The sequence below is a fragment of the Nostoc sp. genome, from assembly GCF_035638895.1.
GTDB lineage: Bacteria > Cyanobacteriota > Cyanobacteriia > Cyanobacteriales > Nostocaceae > Nostoc.
On sequence record NZ_DASQZC010000012.1, the window covers coordinates 1 to 1,956 of the forward strand.

The 1,956-nt window shown below is 40.4% G+C and carries 2 protein-coding genes; one reads left to right on the top strand and one right to left on the bottom strand.

What is annotated here, in order from left to right:
- Nucleotides 1–1,024: transglycosylase domain-containing protein (locus tag VE944_RS00315; RefSeq protein WP_324970773.1), on the bottom strand; the 1,024-nt coding region annotated here is incomplete at its 3' end.
- 477 nt (nucleotides 1,025–1,501) lie between these two features.
- Between VE944_RS00315 and VE944_RS00320 the strand changes: the two genes are divergently transcribed.
- Nucleotides 1,502–1,956: hypothetical protein (locus VE944_RS00320; protein ID WP_324970775.1), on the top strand; the 455-nt coding region annotated here is incomplete at its 3' end.

The window sequence follows — 1,956 nt, forward strand, 5'->3', positions numbered from 1 at the left end:
AAACTTCACCAGTATGGTTGTCAATTACTAACGCAGATGCATCATGGACATTCTTGGCGGCGAGAGAAGAAATCACTTGTTGCACCTGTGCTTCGACAAACTGCTGTAAAGGGCGATTTATCGTGGTGCGAATAACGGATTTATCCCCCAAACCCCTTTTAAAAAGGGCTTGATTCTCCGCTTTGTAAGGGGGACTAAGAGGGATTTGATTGGCTAACCAAAACAAAAAGTGTGGTGCGGCGATAATTCCCCGTTGGCCAGATTGAAACACAACTTTTTCGGCGGATGTTCGGGCTGCGTTCGCCTCACTAATATACCCATCGCGTACCATACGATTGAGGACGTATTTTTGTCGCTGCTTCAGTCGTTCCCAATGCTGGTAAGGATTAAAATATGTGGGATTATTAGGAATAGCAGCCAACAAACTAGCTTGGGCAAGATTCAATTCACTAGCTGGGATGGAAAAATAAGTCTGCGCGGCTGCTTCCACACCATATATATTGCCTCCCATTGGCAGGCGATTGATGTATGCAGAGAGAATTTCATCTTTATTCATCCCTGCTACTAACCGCCAAGATAGCCAAATCTCACTCAGTTTACCAGAGAAGCTACGGGGCACTGGATCTAACATCCGCGCTAACTGCATAGTAATAGTGGAAGCACCGGAAACAATTCGTTTGGCGTGGATGGCTTCTTTGCTGGCGCGGATAATAGCTTTCATATCCAACGCCCCGTGATAATAAAAGCTGCCATCTTCGGCGGCTAAAATAGCGTGGATAAACTGGGGCGAAACCTGATTTAGTGGTATTACTGATGTATGCTCTTGGTCACGGGTGAGTAGTGTTCCTAATGGTAAACCATTGCGATCGCTAAATTGCATTGCCAACTGATTTTGGGCAATGTCTGCGGCACGAATGGGCGCAAAATAAGGTAGTAGACGTACCACCAGACAGATTACCAGCACAGCTAGGATAACCTTACTAGTGCGCTTAAGTTTGAGTAGCGATCGTGAAATTAGTTTCATCAGGGAATCCCTGTCTAAGAAAACTTACTTTAATTTTGACGCGGCGATTATTACATCTACATCAGCAAGTATGTCCAATACTTAATAATTAATTTTTCCTAACTTAGCAGATAGAAACTAATATTTGTAGAACTTAAATACTTCTTCATAGTTAAGAATTGTAGTGATTTTTGGAACAATAACACTGGATTGGTTATCTATGTAAATAAACATACGTTACATCCATAGCTTGGGTATAAATAACTAGACATATTGCGTCCTTTATTAGTCTTGGCATTGCCCACTCTATGAAAGAATGCAAATTTTTGTTTGCTATAACTTGTGAATTTTTTATTTTTAATTACTAGAAAGATGATAATCAGATTTTTACTGCGTTTCCACCATAAGATTACCTGCGTTCTTGGCGGTTCGTTAAAAAAAATTATTCCTACTTCAAGCCGGAAGAGAACTATACAGTTTATTCTGCTCTTTACATTTATGCTAGGGATGGTAGGATGTAATTTTTTTAGTATCAACTCAAGTAAAGAACAACTCCCAAAAGTATCCCCACTCACACCGCCTAAACTACCAGACTGGATTGAACAAATTAGTCCCATTGGAGATGCAAAATCTCTTAACCAAATCCGCATCCGTTTTAAAGAAGCTTTAATTCCAGTTGAAAGCCTAGACAGTCCAGAACAGCAGAAAATATTAGAAAAATTTGCACTTTGGCCGCCTTTACCCGGTCAATTTCGTTTTTTAACACCGCGCATGGTGGGTTTTCAAGCCGAGAAAGCATTGCCAATAGCGACAAGATTTCAAGTTACCCTCAAAACAGGTTTAGCCGATTTAAAAAATCATCGCTTAGACAAAGATTTACCTTGGACTTTTAATACCGAATCTATAAATCTGACTAATTTACCCGGTGTTAATCCCATTGAGAAAGCTGATAT